Raw genomic sequence first — 23,312 nt, 5'->3', positions numbered from 1 at the left:
ATCATTTTGACTATAATATCAGCAGTCTAAATACAAAATCATTTACATTTAGTATTTAACTCATACACTAGTAAAGTTAATGATCAAAAATCAGATTAGTTAGTCTTCTAATTATTTGTGTTTAAACTAATATAATTACAAGACTAATATAATTAATTACGACACTGGGTAACATCCAGGGTTAGAACAACAAATGAGGTATTGCATGAGCGAAGAGCATGACAAATATAGTATTGATAGTACGGACTATACCGTAGGTCAAGACAACGTACAAAAATGGGGGTTAGATATACATAACTCTGTTTTCGGCATAAGTGCTGGTCTGATTGTCATCTTTTTGATCGCTATTTTAGTTACCGATCCACAAACAGCTAAGTCTGCACTTGATAGTATAAAAACAGATATTATTAATAACTTTGATGCCTTATTTATGTGGGCTGCTAACTTTTTCGTTATTTTTTGTTTAGCACTTATTGTATCGCCTTACGGTAAAATACGTTTAGGGGGAGATGATGCAGTACCTACTCACTCTCGCCTTTCATGGTTAGCTATGTTATTTGCTGCAGGTATGGGTATTGGCTTAATGTTTTGGGGTGTTGCAGAACCGCTTGCTTATTATACTGGCTGGTTTGAAACACCTTTAAATGTAGCTCCTAATACACCAGAGGCAGCAAAACTAGCAATGGGCGCAACTATGTTCCATTGGGGTCTACATCCGTGGGCTATTTATGCAGTTGTCGCACTTTCACTTGCGTTCTTTACTTATAACAAAGGCTTACCACTGTCTATCCGTTCTATTTTTTATCCTATTTTAGGTGATAGAGCGTGGGGATGGCCTGGCCACCTTATCGACATTTTAGCTGTGCTTGCAACACTCTTTGGTCTTGCAACTTCACTAGGGCTAGGAGCACAACAAGCCTCTGCAGGTATAGATCATGTATTTGGTACCTCTGGTGGTGTTGGTTCACAAATTTTAGTTATTATTGGGGTTTCACTTTTAGCTATTATTTCGGTAGTTAGAGGGATTGATGGCGGAGTAAAAGTACTTAGTAATGCCAATATGTTAATTGCCTTGGTTTTACTTGTGTTTGTATTTTTAGTTGGCTTTGCTGTTGCTATAGGTAATGTTCCTACTACCATAATGGGCTATGTAGAAAATATTATTCCCTTAAGTAATCCTCATGGTCGTGAAGATGAAACCTGGATGCATGGCTGGACTGTATCGTACTGGGCGTGGTGGATTTCCTGGTCACCGTTTGTAGGTATGTTTATTGCGCGTGTTTCTCGTGGTCGTACTATACGTGAATTTTTAATTGCGGTATTACTAGTGCCTACTGCTGTTACTATTTTATGGATGTCTATATACGGCGGTATTGCTATTGATCAGGTGGTTAATAATGTAGGTGAGCTAGGTACTAACGGCCTTACTGAAGTACCACTTGCTATGTTCCAAATGTTTGATGCATTACCTTTGTCTAACATTTTATCGTTTGTAGCGATTATTTTAGTATTGGTGTTTTTTATTACGTCATCGGACTCTGGTTCATTGGTAATTGATTCGATCACCGCTGGTGGCAAAATTGATGCACCTGTACCACAACGTATCTTTTGGGCTGTGACCCAAGGTGCAGTAGCTGCCGCACTACTTTGGATAGGTGGTACTGAAGCTATACAAGCGCTACAAGCTGGCGCTATATCTGCCGGGTTACCTTTTACTATTGTATTGTTGTTTATGTGTTTAAGCTTAGTGTTGGGCTTACGTACTGAACCTCGTACTAAAAAGTAACCGTACTTATTACCCTTACTGGTAACTATAAAAAGTACTAATAAAAACGCCGCAAATTATGCGGCGTTTTTTATAGCTATAAAATAAAGTTTATACCCACAAATCATCTATCGGCGTATCTAAGCGATAATGATGACTCAGCTGCGCTTGTAACAACTCAGCTGTGGCCAATGCATCTGTTAAGGCATTATGATTATTATACGCAGGGAGTGAGTAGCGCTTACGACAATCATTTAATCGTAACGAGCCTATTTTAGAGTTAAATAGTCGCCCTATTAAGCCCTGGCGTGCTGTTAATGCTCTTTTTTCAATATCCATAGTATCAACTAACGCAAACTCTATACCTTCGTGCAGCCTAAGTAACAACGCATTATTTAAAAATGGCCGCTCAATTGCTGCATAATGTACCACTACTACTTTACCGCTGAGCGCGGCAAGCAAAGGCTCAATAATACGATTAAAGTCTGGTGCATCATCAACCTCTGAGTGCGTAATGCCATGAATGATTATAGATTCTTCATGTAAGTTTCTGCGCGGTTGTACTACCCAATGGCGACTGTGCTTGCAGTATATTCGCTGTAAGTTAAAAGGCACTAAACCAACACTCACTATATCATCTGCTTCGCTATCTAAGCCGGTGGTTTCAAAGTCCATCGCTACAAATGGCACATCAGCTATTGCTGCACCAGGCTGATTAAAAGCCGATGCATAAAACTGCTGTAACAATGCATTTTCACTGCCATTTGCTAATTGCTGATACTTAAGCGGCCAGTCAACTATTGCTTGCTTTTGCTTGCTCATAGAAAAATCACTTCACACTTGTATTTGAAATAAAGCTAAATTTTAGATAGTTTTGCGCTTTTTCAAGGATCGCAAATGCCTCTTTTAAATTACGCTGCTCAAACGGTGAAAGTTGATGTGGATCTAAATTATTATCGGGTTCTTCACCTTGCTCTATTTGTAATGCTTGATGACGAATTCGCATCATAGCTATATATTCCAGTGCATCACGTAAATCTTGTGCTTTACCCTCGGGTAAGCTTTTTGCAGCAATTATATCCTCAAGGCGGTCAAACGAGTTTTGTTTTCGTGAACCAATCGCTAATGCATGCACCCGTATTACATCAGAAAGTGGTGCTGTACCACGGCGTTTTAAGTTCATTGAGTGCTTATGCTGGCCGTTATGCTCTAAAACAAATCCCTTAAAGAACCCTAGAGGCGGCGTTCGATTACGCGCATTAGCAGCCATATTTGCCAAAAACACCCTATTTGCTTTGCTTTGTTTAGCAACAAAGACTTTGAGCTCATCGGCCCATTTTGTTTTACCCCAAACGCCGTCCAAATCAAAAAATATGGAGCTGTGTAATAACGTTTGTGGCTTTGGTTTCGCTATCCAATCTGCAAATTGCTCAAACCACTGAGAGCGAGTTTTACGCCACTTTTTGAATGACGCCATAATTTCGCCATCGCAATAGGTGTAGCCACATTGTGCTAAACCATCGCAAACAAAGTCTGCAATATTTTGAAAATACTCGTTATGTAACTCATCGTTGTAACTGTCATCTAAAATAAGCGCATTGTCTTGATCAGTTACTATCAGTTGCTCATCGCGCGCCATGGAGCCTAAAGCAATAAAACAATAAGGCACGGGAGCAGGGCCATACTTTTCTTCAGCTAATATTAATAACCTTTGCTTAAAAGTACGGCCAATCACTGCTATGGCTGTACCAACCATATGAGAGTTTGCATCTTCGTTAACCATACGCACAAATACATTAGGTAACTGGCGGGCATAATGGGTTAAGTCTTCCACTGATTGCTGGGCCAAAATACCACGCACTAATAACAAGCTACTTTGCGACTCGTAACGTAAAATATCAGACAGTGATATTACCCCAATCGGCCGGCGTTTTTGCACTACCGGCAAATGATGTAGGCTGTCTCTCAACATAGCCAATACAGCTTCGAAGACGTAGGCATTAGCATCTAAAATCACTAAGTTAGTAGACATAATATGCTGTGCTTGAGTATCAAACGACAGCCCTGGCGCAACCACTTTATTACGTAAATCTCGGTCGGTAATTATGCCAACTACTTGGCCATCATCCTCTTCCGGGTCGTCGTTAACGGGCTTATTTATATCTGTAACCAGTACTGATGAAACCGCTTCTTCGCTCATTAATTTAGCAACATCTTGCACCGTAGAAGTGGTTAATACCGTCACTACATCACGATGAATAAGCGACTTTACTTTTGCTGTCGTTAAATCGTTACTGTCGGCTTGCTCAACAATAGCTTGGTGCAAACGTACATTGCCATCGGTTTCAAAGTAATCAGCAAATGCATCAAACTCATCGCAATAACGATTAAACAGTTCAACATTAATGCAGTAAACCAATGTGTCTTCTAGTGCAGTGGCCGGAAAACGCACTTTGCGGTTCATCAATAGGCCCATTTGGCCAAATATTCCACCCACGGCTAAACGATTATAAAGCTCGCCATTACGGCGATACATTTCTACCGAGCCGCTTCTTATAACGTACAAGTCGGCAATATCTTGGCCTAACTGTAAAATCTCTGTTTGCGCTCTAAAGTATGCAACTTCAACTTGTTGCGCCAGCTCGTTAAGCGCTTTAATGGGTAAATCGTTAAAAGGGGGATGCTGTGCTAAAAACTGCGCTATTTCTATTTGTTCGGCTTGCATAGTTGCTTCCTACATAGCGATATTATGATGTGTTTTATACTAATTTAATGCAATTGGTATTACCTAAAGACTAACATTACCAATCTTAGGTTAAAACATACAGTGGATACAAAAAAAGAGTCAATAAAGACTCTTTTTAAATTAATTTAATAAAATATTATTTACTACGCTGGGCTTGTTTTTTAGCGTTTTTAGCCTCTTTACGTTGCTGTAAAATAGCCTGAGCCTCATTACCAATATGGCCTTCGCCACGCGCTTGTGCAAGCTCTATTTGCTTTTGACGCTCAGCAAAACGTTCTCTCTGCTCATCACTTACATTATCAATACAATGATGACACGACACGCCTTCCATATATTCAGCTTTTAGCTTTTCGTCTTCGGTGATCGGCATACGACACGCATGACATTGGTCATACGAGCCTTTTTGCAAGTCATGATTAACCGCTACACGATTATCAAATACAAAACATTCGCCTTCCCACATGGTTTCATCTTTTGGTACTTCTTCAAGGTATTTTAAAATGCCGCCTTCAAGGTGATACACTTCATCAAAGCCCTGCTCTTTCATATACGCTGTTGATTTTTCACAGCGGATACCGCCAGTACAAAACATAGCTACTTTTTTATGCTTGCTTGGATCAAGGTTTTCTTTAGCCCACTGCGGAAATTCACGGAATGTTTTGGTGTTAGGATCAACCGCGTTTTGAAAGGTACCTATTTCAATTTCGTAATCGTTGCGGGTATCTATAAGTATCACATCTGGGTCTGAAATTAATGCGTTCCATTCATTTGGCTTAACATAACTACCCACTACTTTTAGCGGATCGATGCCCTCAACCCCCATAGTCACAATTTCTTTTTTTAGTTTTACTTTGGTGCGGTAAAATGGGCATTCGTCATCGTAAGATTCTTTAGTAACAATGTTATCAAGGCTTGGCTGTTGTTCAAGCCATTTGAGAAGATTATCTATGCCAGCACGTTTAGCTGAAACCGTACCATTAATACCCTCAGAGGCGATTAGTAAAGTACCACGAACTTCATTTGCCTCCATTACATCTAGTAATGGTTTTCTAAGCGCTTCAAACTCAGGTAATGCTACAAATTTATACAGTGCACACACTATAAAGTGCTCGCTGGTTAAATTATCTTTATGAACAGCCGTCATAATTATTCCTATTTTGCTTTTTAATATATATACCGAATCGTAAATCCGGCGCATCTTGGGCGCGTATTTTACGCTTTTTGTGATTAAATGCAAAAATTAGCCTTATAATTTGCATTTTACTGTTAGCCATACGCCTCTGTGGGCTATAATGCGCCGATAGAATTAAGATATAACTTGCTCATTTTGGAGAAACACACCTTGCACTTTACTGATCTTGGGATTGATAATCGCCTTGAAACACAACTAGCACACCAAGGGATCACCCAGCCTACCGACATTCAAGCACATGCAGTGCCTACAGCACTTGCAGGGCATGACATTTTCGCCCAGTCTAAAACAGGGTCAGGCAAAACCTTGGCGTTTTTATTACCCGCTGTTCAACGAGTAATGAAACAAAAAGCACTCAGTAAACGCGATCCTCGGGTACTTATTGTTGCTCCAACACGTGAGCTTGCTACGCAAGTATTTACACAACTGCGTTTATTAATCGCAGGTACAAACATTAAAGCCGTAAAAATACTCGGCGGCGAAAATTTTAATGACCAAATTAAAGCGCTTAGAAACGATCCGCAGTTTGTAGTTGCAACACCAGGTCGTCTAGCCGATCACCTTACAAAGCGTACGTTACAATTGAGCGGTCTTGAGCTGCTTATTTTTGATGAAGCAGACCGTATCCTAGATTTAGGCTTTACCGAACAACTTAAAATGATTAATGACTTGGCCGATCATCGCCTGCGCCAAACATTATTGTTTTCGGCTACACTAGATCATGCACAAGTAGATGCACTATCACGCAACTTATTAAAAAAGCCTAAGCAAATAATGCTCAGCGCTGCAAACGAGCAACACTCAGATATTAAACAAAGCTTATATCTTGCTGATCACCTTGATCATAAAGAAGCCTTACTTGAGCACTTTTTGAATCAAGACGATGTTGGCCAATGTATTATATTTACAGCTACCCGTGCAGATACCAGCCGTTTGAGCGAAGCGCTTTGCGCTAAAGGTTTTAAAGCACAGCCATTAGCAGGTGATTTAGCACAAAATAAGCGTCTCGATATTATGGATGCATTTAGCCGCGAAAACTTCAAAATATTAATAACCACAGATGTTGCGTCACGTGGCTTAGATTTACTCAGTGTTACCCATGTTATAAATTTTGATTTACCTAAACACGCTGAAGAATATGTTCACCGAATTGGGCGAACAGGTCGAGCTGGTTTTAAAGGCAGCGCACTGTCGTTAGTAGGCCCTAAAGATTGGCCAAGTTATTTAGCAATTAAAGCATTCTTAAATGATGAATTAAAGTTTGATAGCGTTGATGGTTTAAAAGCTAAATTTAAAGGGATTAAAGAAAAGAAACCAGTTGCAATTTTAGCCACAGAAAAAACAGTAGCAGCTAAAAAGCCAGTGTTTAAACGCAAAGCTAAGCCTAAAAAACCATCAGCTCCCATTAAAGCCCCTATTAATATTGATGGCGATACTCCTATGCGCCGCAGAAAAAAGCCTGAACAGGAATAATTATGAGTTACCTTGGAACCACACAAACCTTATTTGTAAAAGAAGTTAGTAACGAAGGTGCTTACCTAGACGGCCACGATTTAGGCGAAGTATTTTTACCAAAACAAGAAATAAAACATGAGCTTGAAGCTGGTGATAGCATTAGCGTATTTATATTTTTAGATAATGCTAATTTACCTACAGCAACAATTAAAAAGCCTCATGCACAAGTAGGTGAATATGCCCTACTGCGTGTTAAAGAAATTAATAGTATTGGTGCCTTTTTAGATTGGGGCTTAGAAAAAGATGTACTAGCGCCGTTTAATGAGCAAAAACCGCGTATGCAAGAAGGTCATTCGTATTTAGTGCGTTTGTACCTAGACAATGCCAGTAAGCGTATTTGTGCATCAAATAACTTTAATCGTTTTTTATCTAAAGATGAGCCGCAATACACCCATTTACAAGAAGTCGATTTGATCATAGCGGGTAAAACTGACATTGGTTACAAAGTCCTTATTGAAGAATCTCACTTTGGTGTTATTTTTTACAATATGGTATTTAAAAGCTTATTTGTAGGGCAAAAACTAAAAGGCTTTATTCAAAAAGTGCGTGAAGATAGCAAAATTGACGTTGTATTAGAAAAACCAGGTATGGCTAAAGTTAGTAATCTTGGCGATGTTATAATGGAAAAGCTAAAAGAGGAAGGTGGCGTTATTGCTTTAGGTGATAAGTCTGATCCTGAAACAATTAAGAAAATATTTTCGACCAGTAAAGCTAATTATAAAAAGGCAATTGGTGGATTATTTAAACTAGGATTAATAGAAATTGAAGCGAAATCCATTCGCTTAAAATAACAATTTATTATTATGCGTTGAGTGTAGCCTAAGTGCTGCACTTAGCGCTTATAACTAACCTTTCACTACCCAATAATATATTTATACGGCAAAGTACATTGTGTATATTGCTTAGAGTAATTGAGCACGTCTTCTTTATTTTGCAAATTTAATGGCGCTAAACGAAATACTTTATCTTCACATTCTCGTTTAAGGCTATCATGGCTATCTACACATTCATTTGTAGATACATGCTGCTGAGTTAATCTATCCTCATTTTTATAACAAAGGTGATAAGCGTAATTTTGCAATGTTTGTTTAAAATCGAATATATTTACGGGATATATAGCAACAATATCCGTAACTGTCGTTACTCCATCATACACTTTACTAGAAAAAACATATTTGTTTACTGAAAATCCAGCAACAATAATCACTATAGAACCTAACATTAGTCTCAAAATAAAACCCTTACTGCATTTTGATTTTATTAATGTAACATAAAACAAACATCTCGCAAGGGTTCTGGCAATAAAGTCTGAACTTTTGTTAAATTATTCTATAGATTTATTAACATCTGCCAAAACAGTAACAGGATTGTCTGCTTGAGTAATTGGACGTCCGATCACCAAGTAATCGCTGCCTGCATCTATAGCTTGTTTAGGAGTCATAATGCGTTTTTGATCGCCAGCATCACTCCCTACTGGGCGAATACCAGGCGTTACTAGCTTAAAGCCTGCGCCTAACTCTGCTTTTAATTGTTGTGCTTCTTGAGCAGAGCAAACAACACCATCAAGTCCTGCTTCTTTTGCCAACTTCGCTAAATAAATAACTTGCTCTTGTGGTGTTTTTTCTACGCCTAAACGCTTTAACTCTGTCTCATCCATACTCGTTAGCACGGTAACAGCAATTAATAATGGGGCTTTATCGCCAAATGGAGCTAGTGCTTGTTTAGCTTTGCTCATCATCTCAAAGCCACCACTTGCATGCACATTAACCATCCATACACCCATTTTTGCCGCCGCAGTCACTGCTTTTGCCACTGTGTTAGGAATATCATGAAATTTTAAATCTAAAAATACATCAAAACCTAAATCAATTAACTCTTTTACAAATGCAGGGCCAAAGTAAGTAAACATTTCTTTGCCTACTTTAAGGCGACATGAATCGGGTGATAGCTGTTTTACAAAGTCTAAAGCGGCTTGCTGATCATCGTAATCGAGTGCAATAAGAATTTTTTTTGATTTTTCGAAAGGCATAACTATCCTACTTTATAGCGAAAGTGTTATTTGAAAACTAAAAGATTAAAATCCGTCTAAGCCCTTGCTTGGTACAGTAGTTTCCCAATGCTTACAAGAAGGACAATTCCAATAAATTGTATAACTAGTAAAGCCACAATGCTGACATTGAAAGTCTGGTTTGGTGGCAATATAAGAAGTGACCAGTTTATCTATTTGGTCGAGCACCTCTTTAGTATTTTTATCTTGAGCGCCCATTAGTTGTAATAAAAAACTAAACCCGCGTATGGTTGGTTGGCGCTTTAAGCTATCAGTTAAAAACTCAAAAGCTTGCTCTGTATTACCTTGCTCTAACAAAGCTTGGCAATGTTGTATTTTTATTAGCACTCCACCTTTGTCGAGTAACTCACTGATCAGCTGATGAAATTGATGAGTTAAATTTAGATGCTTATAACAATGTGCTAATTTATCGACAAATAAAGGAGCAAAAAATGTAAATTGGCAAATTAATTCGCGCCAATAGTAAATTGCCTTTACGTAGTCTTCTTTAGTATATGCAGACAAACCAAGTTCATATAAAGGACGTATCGCTTTATGATTCAAACTAATGGCTTTGCGCATTAATGAGGGGTTATTATCACTTAACGCCAGCTCACAGTAAAAGTTAGCTATGGCTTTAAAGTGTTGTTCTTTTGAAAATAATTCACTATGCGCTTCAAACATATTAATCCCTTTTTGCCACTCTCGGGTTTGCGAATATAGAGTGATAATAGGATCTAATGCTTCACTGTGGTCCATTTTAACAAGCCAAACTAAATGCTCTTCGGCACTATCTAATAGCCCAGCCATAACATAATCTTCTGCTAATTCTAAACGACTAGCAGCAGCTTGTTGCTCATTAAGGCTTGGGTGTTTTAAAAGGAGTTCGTGAATTTTTATTGCGCGGTCTAGCTCGCCTCTGCGGCGAAACATAGTTGCAAGCGTTGAATAATGTTCAACCGAGTCAGCTGCAACTTCTAGTAAATTAATTAAATGTTCAAGGCCTTGATCTTCTTCCCTGTCGAGTAAAAACTTTAAGCCTTTACTATATTCAGAGGTGATCTGCCGATTAAATTGATGAGCTTGATTTTTAGCACTGTTTTTTCCCATTATCCAGCCGTAACCGGCAGCCACAGGAAGTAGTAAAAATAACAGCTCAATCATAATTATGAGTCTTTATCAGCAGCAGGCTTTTTTTTACTTTGTTCAGGTGCTAACTGTTTTTTTAAACGATAATTTTGCCACTTAAGTTGTGAAAATAATTTAAAGCTTACAAAACAACCAATTACAACACCTAATAAAAAGCAAATACTTATTATAACGGCTAAAGGCAATGTATTGCTGGCTATAATATAGTTTATTTGTACTAATTGTGGATTTTGAGAACCCAATACAAATGCACTGATCAAGCAAAGTGCAACCAGAATAATTTTTAATACCTTAAACAAGTACCCTACTCCAATAAGTTAACTAGGCAATGCTCTCGTTTACACGATCACGTAATTCTTTACCTGGTTTAAAATGTGGTACATGTTTACCATCTAGCTCTACTGTTTCGCCAGTCTTAGGGTTACGACCGGTACGTGGAGCGCGATAATGCAAAGAAAAACTACCAAAACCTCTGATCTCAATACGATCTGAAGAAGATAATGAGCCGGCCATTTGTTCAAGAATTTCTTTTACTGCATTTTCAACATCTTTCACTGGAACGTGTGCGTGTTGCTGTGCAAGTGTTTCTATCAGTTCTGACTTAGTCATAGCATTTCCTTAAAAGAAATAATGGAAGGGCATAAACTGCCCTTCCAATTAAAGACTGATTAATTAGTCTTTTTGTGCATTTGCGAAAGCAGCAGCCATTGCGTTTTCAAACACTGGCTCGTCTTTCTTAAGCTTTTCTATTACTTCTTTCTCTTCAGCTTCGAAAAGAGCTTTAACAGATAAGCTTAAAGTGCGGTTCTTGCGATCAACACCAACATATTTAACTTCAATTTCGTCGCCTACAGAAACAACAGTAGTTGCATCTTCAACGCGCTCTTGAGCGATATCAGCTACACGGATGTAACCTTCAACGCCTTCGATAAGTTCAATAGTTGCGCCTTTAGCATCAACTTCAGTCACTTTACCTTTAACAATAGCACCTTTTTTGTTTGCATCAAGGTAGTTATTGAATGGGTCAGCTTCGATTTGCTTAACACCTAGAGAGATACGTTCGCGCTCTGGGTCAACTTGCAATACGATAGCAGTGATTTCGTCGCCTTTCTTGAATTCACGTACAGCGTCTTCGCCAGGTGTATTCCAAGAAATGTCTGAAAGGTGTACAAGACCATCAATACCACCGTCAAGACCGATAAAGATACCGAAGTCAGTGATTGATTTGATCTTACCAGTAACTTGGTCGCCTTTGTTTTGTAGACGAGCAAATTCCTGCCAAGGATTAGCAATACATTGCTTAAGACCAAGAGAAATACGACGACGTTCTTCGTCTATTTCAAGAACCATAACTTCAACGCTGTCGCCAAGGCTAACAACTTTTGAAGGATGGATGTTCTTGTTAGTCCAATCCATTTCAGAAACGTGAACTAAACCTTCAACGCCTTCTTCGATTTCCACGAAACAGCCGTAATCTGTAAGGTTAGTAACACGACCAGAAAGTTTAGAACCTTCTGGGTAACGACCAGCGATAGCTGCCCATGGATCTTCGCCAAGCTGTTTAAGGCCTAGAGATACACGAGTTTTATCTTTGTCGAATTTAAGAACTTTAACTGCGATTTCGTCGCCAACATTAACGATTTCTGAAGGGTGCTTAACACGCTTCCACGCCATATCAGTAATGTGTAGTAGACCATCAACACCACCAAGGTCAACGAATGCACCGTAGTCAGTAAGGTTCTTAACGATACCTTTAACTTCTTGGCCTTCAACAAGGTTAGCAAGAAGCTCTTCACGTTCTTGTGAGTTTTCAGATTCGATAACTGCACGACGTGAAACAACAACGTTGTTACGTTTTTGATCAAGCTTGATTACTTTAAATTCAAGCTCTTTGCCTTCAAGGTGAGTTGTGTCACGTACTGGACGAACATCAACAAGTGAACCAGGTAGGAAAGCACGGATTGAATCAACTTCAACTGTGAAACCGCCTTTAACTTTACCGTTGATAACACCAGTAACAGTTTCTTGCTCTTCACATGCTTTCTCAAGACGGATCCACGCTTCGTGACGCTTCGCTTTCTCACGAGAAAGGATAGTTTCACCGAAACCGTCTTCAATTGCATCTAGTGCAACATCTACTTCGTCGCCAACAGCAACTTCAAGTTCACCAGCAGCATTTTTGAACTGCTCAGCAGGGATAGCACTTTCTGATTTAAGACCAGCATCTACAAGTACAATGTTGTTCTCGATTGAGATTACTGTACCTTTAACGATAGAGCCTTGCTCTGCTTCAAAACCCTTTAAGCTTTCTTCAAATAACTGCGCAAAATTTTCTGACATACGAATATACGTCTCTATATATTATACCAATAAGCAACCATGCTGCATGGGGTTGTTAAAATAGCACTGGCATCCTGCTGGTGCATAAAATGTGTTTAGCTTCGTTTAGGAAGCCGACCTTCAGAGATAGCCGTATCCAATAAAGTTAATACCTTATCATATACTTGCTGTGCATTAAGCTCGCTAGTATCAAGCTCAATAGCATCCTCTGCAGGCACAAGTGGCGCAACGGCACGATTCATATCGCGATCATCACGCTCTTGAATGTCTTTTAATAGACCACTCAGTGTAACATTAAGACCGCGAGCATTCAACTCAACAAAACGTCGTTTGGCGCGTTCTTGTGCACTGGCGGTTAAAAATATTTTTAGCGGTGCATCTTTAAAAACCACAGTACCCATATCACGACCATCAGCAATTAGACCTCGTTCAGTTCTAAATGCGCGTTGGCGACGTAATAACGCTTCGCGTACGCGAGGTAGTGCTGCTACTTTTGATGCTGCAGCCCCTACTTCTTCGTTACGGATTGTAGTGGTTACATCCTCACCTTCTAAAACAACCTTTGCTGCATTAGTTTGACTATCTACCAAAAACTGCACATCTAAGTTAGCAGCTAAGGGAACTAATGCATCTTCGTTATCTAATGCGATTTGATGGTGAAGTGCCGCTAGAGATAAAACGCGGTAAATTGCGCCACTATCAAGTACATCCCATCCCAACTTTTCGGCTAACAAGCGACAAACAGTTCCCTTACCTGAACCACTTGGGCCATCTACGGTGATCACGGGCATTAATAACGCCTGCATTTAAACCTCCTACAATGCACACCTAAGTAAACCGCAATATTATACGTCAGTTATTTAAATAGATCGCTATTAGTGTGTAACTTTTTATTAATTAACATCAAAAACCTACTCACTAACTGATGCTAATACATTGAAAAATGTCGGAAATGTTTTATAAGTACACTTAGGATCATTAATCGTGATTGGCTTTCCACCTACGGCAACCATAGCAAAACACATGGCAATGCGATGGTCATCGTAAGTATCAATTGCTACATCGTTAAAGTGTTTCGGGGGAGTGATTTCTATAAAATCGTGCCCTTCTACAACTTCTGCGCCCACTTTTCTGAGCTCAGTTGCCATAGCGTGTAGTCGATCGGTTTCTTTTACGCGCCAATTATAAATATTACGAATAGCCGTTGGCCCTTTAGCGAACAGAGCCACAGTGGCTAATGTCATTGCTGCATCAGGTATGGCATTTGCGTCAATATCAACACCGTTTAATTGGCCTTTACGAACAACTAAACGCTCATCATACCAATCTATTTTAGCGCCCACTTGTTCCATTACTTTAGCAAAGCCAATATCGCCTTGCACCGATTTAGCACCAACACCTTTAATTTCAATTTCGCCACCGGCAATTGCAGCTGCAGCTACAAAGTAAGATGCAGAAGACGCATCGCCTTCAACCATAATACGTTCAAGTGACTGGTACTGTTGACCACCTTTTACGGTAAAAGTTGCATAATTACTATGCTCAACTTCTATTCCAAAGCGTGCCATTACATCAAGGGTAATATCAATGTAGGGTTTAGATACTAAAGTGCCTTTAATCGTTATTTTGGTATCACCATTAAACAGTGGTGCAGCCATTAGTAATGCAGTTAAAAACTGACTTGATATACTGCCGTCAATTGCAACTTCACCACCGTTAATTTGCCCACCTATAATTTTAAGCGGTGGGTAATCTTTATTTTTGCTGTAAGTAATATCACCGCCAAGTGCTTGCAGCGCATCGACTAAATGCCCTATTGGGCGCTCTTCCATGCGTGGCTCGCCAATCAGTTCGTACTCACCTGCAACCGCAGCAAGTACAGCGGTTAAAGGACGGTAAGCTGTGCCTGCATTACCTAAAAACAAAGGCTCTCTTGGGGTTTTAAATACCCCACCAACACCTTGTACTGTAGCAACTGTTCGCTCTTGGTTTAAACTAACGTTAACACCTAATAATTGTAACGCGCCCAACATATGGCGTATATCATCGCTATCAAGTAAGTTTTCAACAACAGTAGTGCCATTTGCTAATGCCGCTAATAACAATATACGGTTTGATAAGCTTTTTGAACCCGGCAGAGTGACGCTGCCATTAACACGCGAAATAGGTTCTAAGCGTAATTGTTCCATTAGCTATTTTCCTTTGCAAAAGCAGCCATAAAATCAACAAGCGCTTGCACGCCCTCAAGTGGCATTGCGTTGTAAATACTGGCGCGCATTCCACCTACAATTCTATGGCCTTCGAGTGCTAGCAAGCCTGCTTCGTTTGATTGAGCAACAAACTTACTGTTTAAGCTTTCATCATTTAACCAAAAAGGGACGTTCATACGCGAGCGACTATGCTTAGCTACTTTATTAGAATAAAAATCAGAATTATCGATAAAATTATAAAGTAGTTCAGCTTTTGCAATATTTTGTGCTTCCATGGCTTTTACACCACCATTTTGCTCAAGCCATTGGAATACTTCAGCCGCTAAATACCATGCAAATGTTGGTGGCGTATTAAACATACTGCCCTGCTTGGCCTCTAGTGCATAATCTAAAATACCTGGTTTAGGAAGCCCTTCACGTGCTAGTAATGTTTTACGTACGATAACGATTGCAATGCCCGAAGGACCTATATTTTTTTGTGCGCCAGCGTAAATTAAATCAAATTGATTAACGTCAATTTCACGCGATAAAATAGTTGACGACATATCTGCAATAATTGGCGCTGTTGGATGACTCGGTACATCAAAAATCTCTAAGCCATCAACGGTTTCGTTAGGGCAATAGTGAATGTACGACGCATCTGCTGGCAACTGCCAGTCTGCCACTGCTTTAATCGAAAATTGACCATCGGTATCGTTACGAACATCGATAGCAGTAGTTTGGGTAAACTTATTTGCTTCATCCGTTGCACTTTTTGACCATACGCCGTTTTCGCAGTAAACCGCTGATTTATTTTCCTGATGTAAATTTAATGGCACAGCACTAAATTGACCGCGACCGCCACCATGCATAAACAGCACTTCAAATTCATCGCTAATATTCATTAAACGACGCAGGCTCGCTTCACATTTTTTAGTGAGCGCTAAAAACTCTTTACTACGGTGACTCATTTCCATCACCGATACACCCAAACCTTGCCAATCTATAAATTCTTGTTGTGCTTTTTTCATTACTGCTGGCGGTAACATGGCCGGCCCCGCACAAAAATTATACTTACTCATTACCTTTTCCTCATTCCAGTAATTAAAAAATTAAACACCCGATTACCATTCAATCAGGTTATACACATTAAATTAAAGCTGTGATCATTAAGTGGGCTATAGCCTCACTCATAGTATTAAAGCCTTCATTACCTATAAAGCTGCATTAATGCAGCAAACAGAGCAATATAAAACAATTACTGAGAACAACTATATATATAAATTAACGTCTTGCAATTGAGTCTTTTTGCTATTGTAAAAATTATTTTATTGCGCAGTATTATTAATATTAATTTTATTCAACACCATTAAAAAAAGCGGCCAAGGCCGCTTTTTTAATCTCAATTATTCTGAAGGAGGATTATCATCCGCTACTTCATCAATAACCGTATCAACTGTTTCGACGTCTTCGATATCAATTAAGTCACTTTCGGTAACTTCAATCTCTTCTATACGTTGTAAACCAACTACTTGCTCTTCGTCAATAGTTCTGATCAAAATAACACCTTGCGTGTTACGTCCAACCGTAGAAACTTCATTAACGCGAGTTCGTACTAAGGTACCACGATTTGAAATAATCATTATTTCATCGTTATCGTCAACTTGTACAGCACCTACAACCGCACCATTACGCTCACTTACTTTAATAGACACTACACCTTGAGTCGCACGACTCTTCGCTGGGTAGTCTTCAAGTAAAGTACGTTTACCGTAGCCGTTTTCAGTCACGGTTAAAATAGCACCATCTGTTTTAGGCACAATTAACGATACTACGCGTTGTCCTTCAGGCATTTTAATACCACGAACACCTGTAGCTGTACGGCCCATAGGACGAACACCTTTGAAGCGAATCTCAGGGTTACCTTCTTCGTCTAGTACTGGGTTACCGTTTTCATCAACAACCGTTGTTTCTTCTGCTTCTTTAAAGCGTACTACTTTACCTGCATCGGTAAACAACATAATTTCGTTGCTGCCATCGGTAACATCAACACCAATTAGGCTATCGCCTTCATTTAGGTTAACCGCAATAATACCGCTTGCACGTTGACGACTGTATGCCGTTAGTGGTGTTTTCTTCACTGTACCAAATGCGGTTGCCATAAAGATGTATTTATCTTCTGCATACTCGCGTACTGGTAATATAGCGGTAATACGTTCATCTGCCTCAAGTGGTAATAAGTTAACAATTGGTTTGCCGCGCGCTGCACGACTTGCAAGTGGTAACTGATACACTTTAAGCCAATATAAACGACCAGCCGTTGAGAAACACAATATAGTATCGTGCGTATTAGCAACTAATAAACGTTCAATGAAATCTTCATCTTTCATCTTCGTTGCCGATTTACCTTTACCACCACGACGCTGCGCTTCGTAATCAGACAGAGCCTGATACTTAACATAACCTTCGTGAGAAAGCGTTACTACTACGTTTTCTTCGGTAATTAAATCTTCAAGGCTGATATCGTGTGCTGCGGCATTTATTTCAGTACGACGCTCATCACCATATTGCGCTTTAATTTCAACTAACTCATCGCGAATAACTTCCATTAAACGCTCTGGTGTTGCCAAAATATGTAAAAGCTCAGCAATTAAATCTAATAACGATTGGTATTCAGTTAGAATCTTTTCGTGTTCTAAACCCGTTAGCTTATGTAAGCGTAAATCTAGGATTGCTTGAGCTTGTTGCTCAGAAATAAAGTATTGACCATCGCGAATACCTAACTCAGCAGCTAACCAATCTGGGCGGGCAACGTTGTCTTCGCCTGCTTTATCAAGCATGGCTTTTACGTTACCTAATTCCCACGAACGCGCTGTTAAAGCAACTTTTGCTTCAGCAGGTGTTGGTGAATTACGAATAAGCTCAATAATTGGGTCGATGTTTGCCAGTGCAATTGCTAAACCTTCTAGCATATGTGCACGGTCACGCGCTTTGCGTAAATCAAAAACAGTACGACGAGTTACTACTTCACGGCGGTGAATAATAAACTCTTCAAGCATTTCTTTTAAATTAAAGCACTTAGGCTGGTTGTTAATTAACGCAACCATATTCATACCAAACACAGTTTGTAACTGCGTTTGCGCATATAAATTATTTAAAATAACTTCGCCTACGTCACCACGTTTAATCTCAATAACGATACGCATACCGTCTTTATCTGATTCATCACGTAGTGCACTAATACCTTCAATTTTTTTATCTTTAACCAGCTCGGCAATTTTTTCAATTAGGCGCGCTTTGTTAACTTGATAAGGTATTTCATGAACAATGATAGTTTCACGATGCGTTTTTTCATCTACTTCTATTTCAGCGCGGGCACGCATGTACACTTTACCACGGCCAGTTAAATAGGCTTGCTCTATGCCTTTTTTACCGTTGATAATTGCAGCAGTTGGAAAATCTGGGCCCGGGATATAATCCATTAACTCTAAAATAGATAATTCAGGGTTTTGAATGAGTGCTAAACAGCCATTTACCACTTCAGTTAAGTTATGAGGTGGAATGTTTGTTGCCATACCTACCGCAATACCCGATGAACCGTTTACTAATAAGTTAGGAACTCTGGTTGGTAAAACGTCAGGGATTTGCTCAGTGCCGTCGTAGTTAGGAACGAAATCAACCGTTTCTTTTTCAAGATCGGCTAATAATTCATGCGACATTTTTGCCATACGTACTTCTGTATAACGCATTGCCGCTGCTGAATCACCATCAACCGAACCGAAGTTACCTTGACCATCTACTAGCATATAACGCAGTGAGAATGGCTGTGCCATACGTACTATAGTGTCGTAAACAGCACTATCGCCGTGTGGGTGGTATTTACCGATTACGTCACCGACAACACGTGCCGATTTTTTGTAAGGCTTGTTCCAATCATTACTAAGCTCGTTCATTGCAAACAAAACGCGGCGGTGAACAGGTTTTAAGCCATCACGCACGTCTGGTAATGCACGTCCTACAATTACGCTCATTGCGTAATCTAAGTAGGAGTTTTTTAACTCGTCTTCAATATTGACTGGCAGAATGCCATGGGCGAGATCAGTCATTGATATCACATTCCTTCAGTATCAGCTCTTAAACACCCACTATTAGGTATCAAGAGAATTTGTTATTATTGCTAAAGAAACATGCTACCACAATTTATTTAGATTTACAGGCGCAAAACTTTGCGATTTACCAATTTAGCCCTATATAATGCCCCCAGATTGACGAGGAAGTATTTTATGACCGAACATCAAAATGTAGATCACGCAGAAATTGCAAAATTTGAGGCCATCGCAGAGCGGTGGTGGGATTTAGACGGGGAATTTAAACCGCTTCACGAAATAAACCCCTTACGTTTAGACTTTATAGCCAATAAAACTGGCGGTCTATTTGACAAAGAAACACTAGATGTAGGTTGTGGCGGCGGTATTTTAAGCCAAAGCATGGCGCGCATGGGAGCAAGGGTAACTGGCATAGATATGGGCCAAGAGCCTTTAACTGTTGCCAAATTACACAGCCTAGAGACAGGCGTACATGTAGAGTATATTAAAGTACCTGCTGAACAATATGCATCCGAGCACCCTGCTCGCTTTGATGTAGTAACCTGTATGGAAATGCTGGAGCATGTACCCGATCCGGCTTCTATTATTCATGCTGTTGCAGAGCTTGCAAAACCCGGTGCTGATGTGTTTTTTTCAACACTTAATAAAACCCCTAAAGCCTATTTATACGCCATTATTGGTGCAGAAAAGCTATTAAAAATGGTGCCTGAAGGCACTCACGATCATAAAAAGTTTATTAAACCAGCACAGTTAATTGCCTGGGCTGAACAAGCGGGTTTAAAAGTGCGCGCCAGTGCTGGGTTATCTTATAATCCATTATCTAAGCAGTACTCGCTTAATACCGACGTAAGCGTAAATTATATTCTGCATTTTGAGAAGTTAGCGTAATGGCTAGCTCTCAATCAACGTCACCTACTATAGAGTACGATGCTTTTTTATTTGACTTAGATGGCACTTTACTCGATACCGCTGATGACTTAGGTGCAGCTTTAAATACCGTACTGCGTTCGCAGCAATTAGATACAGTAAGTAGTGAGATATATCGCGCTGCTGCATCTAATGGCGCAGCAGCCTTGTTAGAGGTCGGTTTTAAAGATAAATGGGGTGAGCAACCGCAAGCACAACTCGTTAAGCAATTAATTGATGCCTACGCGGCTAATATAGCCAAACACACCACGTGCTTTGCTGGTATTGAGCCACTACTTATCGAACTGGAGCGAAAAAACATCAAATGGGGGATCATGACTAACAAACCCGGATTTTTAACCGACCCTTTAGTGGCCGCGATCCCTGCTTTAAAAAATGCCTGCGTGGTTATCAGTGGCGATACTTTAGCTGAAGCTAAACCTTCGCCTTTACCTTTACTACATTGTGCCAAGCTAATGGGCGTTGCACCAAATCGTTGCTTGTACATTGGCGATGCTTTGCGTGACATTCAAGCAGGTAAAGCGGCAGGTATGCACACCGCAACCGCACTTTGGGGTTACGTGCCTAACTTAACCGAAGTTTTGAGCTGGCAGGCCGATTTTAATTGGCAAAGCCCTATTGAAGGTTTTAACCATATATAGTGCCATGTTAATTATTAAACACTATATATTGTGATTGTGTTAGTTTTCACACAAAGCCTGCTGATAAAAAAAGCAGTCAAAATATATTTTTAAAAAGCGTAAATTTAGTAGATCCTTAGTTGATTTTTGTAAATTTCAACTTAACCGAATGTTCGAAGGTTAATGCTTACTAACACAAATGTGTTATCCCGACGTTATCCACAATTAGGGGCAATTCTGTCCCTTGCAAAACAACGCGGACCACACTATCTTGTGATCTCTAATTTGAACAACACCAGATATTGTGGCTAAATGTTATTCAATAAAATCGCCTGAATTGGTGTAAACAATAATAAATGAATAGATACTCTGTTATTTTGGAGTATTAATCATTGGTCAAAATACTTAATTTCCAAGGAATACAGGCAAAACTATGAACCAACAGTTATCTGTAAGCAAACGTGACGGCCGTAAAGAGCCACTTGATCTTGACAAGATCCATCGCGTTATTGAATGGGCCGCCGAAGGGTTAAATAACGTTTCGGTTTCGCAAGTTGAATTAAAATCACACATTCAATTTTACGACGGTATTCGTACTAAAGATATTCACGAAACCATCATTAAAGCTGCAGCCGATCAGATTTCAAAAGAATCTCCTGATTATCAGTATTTGTCAGCACGTTTAGCTGTATTCCATTTACGTAAAAAAGCGTATGGCCAATTTGAGCCACCACGTTTATTTGATCATGTAACAAAAATGGTTGGCGACAAACGCTACGACGCTCACCTACTGGTAGATTACACCGAGCAAGAGCTTGACGAATTAGACGAATACCTAGATCACAGCCGTGACCTTAACTTTAGTTATGCTGCGGTTAAACAGCTTGAAGGTAAATACTTAGTTCAAAACCGTGTAACCGGTGAGATTTATGAAAGCGCGCAGTTTTTATATATTTTAGTCGCTGCTAGCTTATTTGCTGACTACCCTCGCGATACACGTATTGCGTATATAAAACGTTTTTACGATGCGATTTCATTGTTTAAAATTTCACTGCCTACGCCAATTATGGCAGGTGTTCGTACGCCAACACGCCAGTTTAGCTCGTGTGTATTAATAGAGTGTGGCGACAGCCTTGATTCAATTAACGCCACCTCGTCTGCAATTGTTAAATACGTATCGCAACGTGCTGGCATTGGTATTAACGCAGGTCGTATTCGTGCTTTAGGTAGCCATATTCGCAATGGCGAAGCGTACCATACGGGTTGTATTCCTTTTTATAAGCACTTTCAAACAGCGGTTAAAAGCTGTTCGCAAGGCGGTGTACGTGGCGGCGCAGCAACCTTGTTCTACCCGCTTTGGCATTTAGAAGTAGAAAACTTGTTAGTACTTAAAAATAACCGCGGGGTTGATGACAACCGCGTGCGTCATTTAGATTACGGCGTACAGTTTAATAAACTAATGTACTCGCGTTTAATTAAAGACGACTACATTACCTTGTTTAGCCCCTCTGATGTGCCAGGCCTTTACGATGCATTTTTTGAAGACCAAGACGAGTTTGACGCGCTTTATGTAAAATACGAACAAGACGAATCAATTCGTAAAAAACGCATTAAAGCTATTGAACTGTTCTCAATGTTTGCGCAAGAACGTGCAAGTACCGGTCGTATTTACTTACAAAACGTTGACCACTGTAATACGCACAGCCCGTTCATTGCTAAAGTGGCACCTATTCGCCAATCTAATTTATGTTTAGAAATTGCATTACCAACTAAGCCGTTGGATAACGTAAACGACGAAGAAGGCGAAATTGCGCTATGTACACTCTCTGCATTTAACTTAGGGGCTATTGAGTCACTAGATGAACTTGAAGAATTGGCTGAGCTTGCTGTACGCGCTTTAGATAACTTACTTGATTTTCAAGACTACCCAGTACCGGCTGCAAAAAATGCCACTATGGGTCGTCGTACTCTAGGAATAGGCGTAATTAACTACGCATACTACCTAGCTAAAAACGGTAAGCGTTATTCAGATGGCAGCGCAAATGCACTAACGCACAAAACATTTGAAGCGATTCAATACTACTTAATGAAAGCATCAAACGAGCTTGCTAAAGAGCGTGGTGCATGTCCTAAGTTTAACGAAACAACCTACTCTCAAGGTATAATGCCAACAGATACGTACAAGCGAGATCTTGACAAAATTTGTGATGAGCCACTACACCTTGATTGGGATGCATTACGTGCCAGCATTAAAGAGCACGGTATGCGTAACTCAACAGTAAGTGCGCTAATGCCATCAGAAACATCGTCGCAAATTTCTAACGCAACAAACGGTATTGAGCCACCACGTGGTCATATTAGCGTTAAAGCAAGTAAAGACGGTATTTTAAAGCAAGTTGTACCTGAATATGAACGTTTAAAAGATAACTACGAGTTACTGTGGGATATTCCTTCAAACGATGGTTACTTACAACTTGTGGGTATAATGCAAAAATTTATTGATCAGTCTATTTCGGCCAATACAAATTATGATCCTGGTAAGTTTGAAGGCGGTCGCGTACCGATGAAAGTCTTATTAAAAGATTTGCTTAGCGCCTACAAACTGGGTGTTAAAACCTTGTACTATCACAATACCCGCGATGGTGCATCTGATGCACAAGAAGATACACCGGATCTTGAAGATGATGATTGCGCAGGCGGCGCGTGTAAAATTTAA

19 protein-coding genes are annotated in these 23,312 nt (G+C 39.8%); 6 read left to right on the top strand and 13 right to left on the bottom strand.

Annotated elements, in window-relative coordinates:
- Positions 1-205: 205 nt before the first annotated feature.
- Positions 206-1,786: a BCCT family transporter gene (locus J5X91_RS07450; RefSeq protein ID WP_058373341.1), complete on the top strand. Its 1,581-nt coding sequence runs from the start codon at positions 206-208 to the stop codon at positions 1,784-1,786.
- A gap of 90 nt (positions 1,787-1,876) precedes the next feature.
- Here J5X91_RS07450 and J5X91_RS07445 read toward each other — a convergent pair whose 3' ends face one another.
- From J5X91_RS07445 to J5X91_RS07435, 3 genes are all read right to left on the bottom strand, one after another.
- On the bottom strand, positions 1,877-2,587 hold the full coding sequence (locus J5X91_RS07445) for a 3'-5' exonuclease (protein WP_208834337.1): 711 nt from the start codon (positions 2,585-2,587) through the stop codon (positions 1,877-1,879).
- Positions 2,588-2,594: 7 nt separating this feature from the next.
- Positions 2,595-4,490: a putative nucleotidyltransferase substrate binding domain-containing protein gene (locus J5X91_RS07440; RefSeq protein ID WP_208834336.1), complete on the bottom strand. Its 1,896-nt coding sequence runs from the start codon at positions 4,488-4,490 to the stop codon at positions 2,595-2,597.
- 157 nt (positions 4,491-4,647) lie between these two features.
- Positions 4,648-5,655 (bottom strand): rhodanese-related sulfurtransferase, encoded by a 1,008-nt coding sequence (locus J5X91_RS07435; RefSeq protein ID WP_058373338.1) that lies wholly within the window; start codon positions 5,653-5,655, stop codon positions 4,648-4,650.
- A gap of 198 nt (positions 5,656-5,853) precedes the next feature.
- Here J5X91_RS07435 and J5X91_RS07430 point away from each other — a divergent pair, with 198 nt between their 5' ends.
- Positions 5,854-7,176 (top strand): DEAD/DEAH box helicase, encoded by a 1,323-nt coding sequence (locus tag J5X91_RS07430; RefSeq protein ID WP_179806583.1) that lies wholly within the window; start codon positions 5,854-5,856, stop codon positions 7,174-7,176.
- Positions 7,177-7,178: 2 nt separating this feature from the next.
- Positions 7,179-8,009 (top strand): S1-like domain-containing RNA-binding protein, encoded by an 831-nt coding sequence (locus tag J5X91_RS07425; RefSeq protein ID WP_208834335.1) that lies wholly within the window; start codon positions 7,179-7,181, stop codon positions 8,007-8,009.
- 65 nt (positions 8,010-8,074) lie between these two features.
- Here the strand turns inward: J5X91_RS07425 and J5X91_RS07420 are convergent, their stop codons facing one another.
- The 10 genes from J5X91_RS07420 to gyrA form a co-directional block, all read right to left on the bottom strand.
- Complete coding sequence (locus J5X91_RS07420) at positions 8,075-8,449, bottom strand: hypothetical protein (RefSeq protein WP_208834334.1); 375 nt, start codon at positions 8,447-8,449, stop codon at positions 8,075-8,077.
- Between the two features lie 93 nt (positions 8,450-8,542).
- Complete coding sequence (pyrF, locus tag J5X91_RS07415) at positions 8,543-9,247, bottom strand: orotidine-5'-phosphate decarboxylase (RefSeq protein ID WP_208834333.1); 705 nt, start codon at positions 9,245-9,247, stop codon at positions 8,543-8,545.
- 45 nt (positions 9,248-9,292) lie between these two features.
- The gene (gene lapB, locus J5X91_RS07410; RefSeq protein ID WP_086996072.1) at positions 9,293-10,429 is read right to left on the bottom strand and encodes a lipopolysaccharide assembly protein LapB; all 1,137 of its coding nucleotides are present in this window, start codon (positions 10,427-10,429) and stop codon (positions 9,293-9,295) included.
- Positions 10,430-10,431: 2 nt separating this feature from the next.
- The gene (locus tag J5X91_RS07405; RefSeq protein WP_086996069.1) at positions 10,432-10,713 is read right to left on the bottom strand and encodes a LapA family protein; all 282 of its coding nucleotides are present in this window, start codon (positions 10,711-10,713) and stop codon (positions 10,432-10,434) included.
- A 22-nt stretch (positions 10,714-10,735) separates the two neighbouring features.
- Complete coding sequence (gene ihfB / locus J5X91_RS07400) at positions 10,736-11,023, bottom strand: integration host factor subunit beta (RefSeq protein ID WP_011328106.1); 288 nt, start codon at positions 11,021-11,023, stop codon at positions 10,736-10,738.
- Positions 11,024-11,086: 63 nt separating this feature from the next.
- Positions 11,087-12,754 (bottom strand): 30S ribosomal protein S1, encoded by a 1,668-nt coding sequence (rpsA, locus tag J5X91_RS07395; protein ID WP_011328105.1) that lies wholly within the window; start codon positions 12,752-12,754, stop codon positions 11,087-11,089.
- A gap of 95 nt (positions 12,755-12,849) precedes the next feature.
- Positions 12,850-13,560: a (d)CMP kinase gene (gene cmk, locus J5X91_RS07390; protein WP_011328104.1), complete on the bottom strand. Its 711-nt coding sequence runs from the start codon at positions 13,558-13,560 to the stop codon at positions 12,850-12,852.
- Positions 13,561-13,665: 105 nt separating this feature from the next.
- On the bottom strand, positions 13,666-14,943 hold the full coding sequence (aroA, locus tag J5X91_RS07385) for a 3-phosphoshikimate 1-carboxyvinyltransferase (protein ID WP_011328103.1): 1,278 nt from the start codon (positions 14,941-14,943) through the stop codon (positions 13,666-13,668).
- Positions 14,943-16,025, bottom strand: coding sequence for a 3-phosphoserine/phosphohydroxythreonine transaminase (gene serC / locus J5X91_RS07380; RefSeq protein ID WP_011328102.1), 1,083 nt, complete (start codon positions 16,023-16,025; stop codon positions 14,943-14,945). Before serC ends, aroA begins: the two co-directional genes overlap by 1 nt.
- Positions 16,026-16,349: 324 nt before the next feature.
- Positions 16,350-19,049 (bottom strand): DNA topoisomerase (ATP-hydrolyzing) subunit A, encoded by a 2,700-nt coding sequence (gene gyrA / locus J5X91_RS07375; RefSeq protein ID WP_011328101.1) that lies wholly within the window; start codon positions 19,047-19,049, stop codon positions 16,350-16,352.
- 177 nt (positions 19,050-19,226) lie between these two features.
- On the opposite strand from gyrA, the gene ubiG reads away from it, so the two are divergent.
- From ubiG to nrdA, 3 genes are all read left to right on the top strand, one after another.
- Positions 19,227-19,937, top strand: a complete 711-nt coding sequence (gene ubiG / locus J5X91_RS07370; protein WP_208834332.1) for a bifunctional 2-polyprenyl-6-hydroxyphenol methylase/3-demethylubiquinol 3-O-methyltransferase UbiG — start codon at positions 19,227-19,229, stop codon at positions 19,935-19,937.
- Positions 19,937-20,617, top strand: a complete 681-nt coding sequence (locus J5X91_RS07365) for an HAD-IA family hydrolase (RefSeq protein ID WP_208834331.1) — start codon at positions 19,937-19,939, stop codon at positions 20,615-20,617. The genes ubiG and J5X91_RS07365 overlap by 1 nt, the downstream gene beginning before the upstream one ends.
- Positions 20,618-21,029: 412 nt before the next feature.
- Complete coding sequence (gene nrdA / locus J5X91_RS07360) at positions 21,030-23,312, top strand: class 1a ribonucleoside-diphosphate reductase subunit alpha (RefSeq protein ID WP_011328098.1); 2,283 nt, start codon at positions 21,030-21,032, stop codon at positions 23,310-23,312.

The sequence above is a fragment of the Pseudoalteromonas sp. K222D genome (assembly GCF_017653575.1).
In the GTDB taxonomy this organism is placed as follows: Bacteria; Pseudomonadota; Gammaproteobacteria; order Enterobacterales; family Alteromonadaceae; genus Pseudoalteromonas; species Pseudoalteromonas nigrifaciens.
This window is presented reverse-complemented; position numbering and strand designations above follow the sequence as displayed.